Below are 1093 nucleotides of genomic sequence, written 5' to 3' on the forward strand. Positions count from 1 at the left end.
CCTGGTCATCCAGGCCGCGTCGATCTGCGTCCTTGCCATGGGCCTGGTGTTCGTCCTCCTGCTCGGCGAGATCGACCTGTCGGCCGGCGTGGCCGGCGGCGCGTCGGCGACGATCACCGCACTCGCGATCGTCGACCACGGCCAGTCCTGGTGGGTCGCCGCAGTCGCCGGCATCGCCGTCGGTGCACTGATCGGGCTGACCATCGGCATGCTCGTCTCACTGCTCGGCATCCCTTCCTTCGTGGTCACCCTCGCCTTCTTCCTGGCCCTCCAGGCCGTGCCGCTCAAGCTCATCGGCGCCGGCGGCTCGGTGCGCTTCAACGACGAGGTCCTGCGGGGACTGTCGATCAAGAACGTGCCGGTGACGGCGGGTTGGGTCGCGGCGATCGTCCTGGTCGTCGGCTTCGCGGGGTTGAGCCTCTTCCAGCACCGCTCCCGCGTCGCGAAGGGCCTGGTGCACAAGCCGTTCGCCCTCGTGCTCGTGCAGATCGCCGTCTTCGCCGGGATCGTCATCGGTCTCACCTCGCTCCTCAGCCAGAACCGCGCGGTCAACCCTGCCCTGTTCAACATCAGCGGCATCCCGTGGGTCGCACCCGTCGTCATCGCACTGCTGCTCTTCTGGACGTTCGTCCTCACCCGGACCCGGTTCGGCCGCCACCTGTACGCCGTCGGCGGCAACGCCGAGGCCGCGCGCCGGGCCGGCATCAACGTCACCCGCATCAAGATCGCCGCGTTCGTCATCTGCTCCGGGATGGCCGCGGTCTCCGGCATCCTCGCGGCGTCGTACACCGGCAAGGTCTCGCCGGGGTCGGGCGGAGGCAACGAGCTGCTCTATGCCGTCGGCGCGGCGGTCATCGGCGGCACCAGCCTGTTCGGCGGGCGCGGTCGCGCGATCGACGCCGTCATCGGCGGCCTGGTCATCGCGACCATCCCCAACGGGCTCGGCCTGCTCGACCAGGCCAGCTACATCAACTTCGTCGTGACCGGTGGCGTCCTGCTGCTGGCGGCGAGCGTCGACGCGGTCTCGCGTCGCCGACGCTCCGCCGCCGGGGTCTAGGCGTGGCTGCGGGGCCGCGGGCGGGGGCGGGCACCA

At 70.7% G+C, this 1093-nt stretch carries 1 protein-coding gene; it reads left to right on the forward strand.

The window, feature by feature from the left end:
* A partial coding sequence (locus H0487_RS22680; protein ID WP_183096446.1) for a sugar ABC transporter permease occupies window positions 1-1057 on the forward strand: 1057 nt, incomplete at its 5' end.
* Window positions 1058-1093 lie beyond the last annotated feature (36 nt).

Source organism: Nocardioides stalactiti (assembly GCF_014180715.1).
GTDB lineage: Bacteria > Actinomycetota > Actinomycetes > Propionibacteriales > Nocardioidaceae > Nocardioides > Nocardioides stalactiti.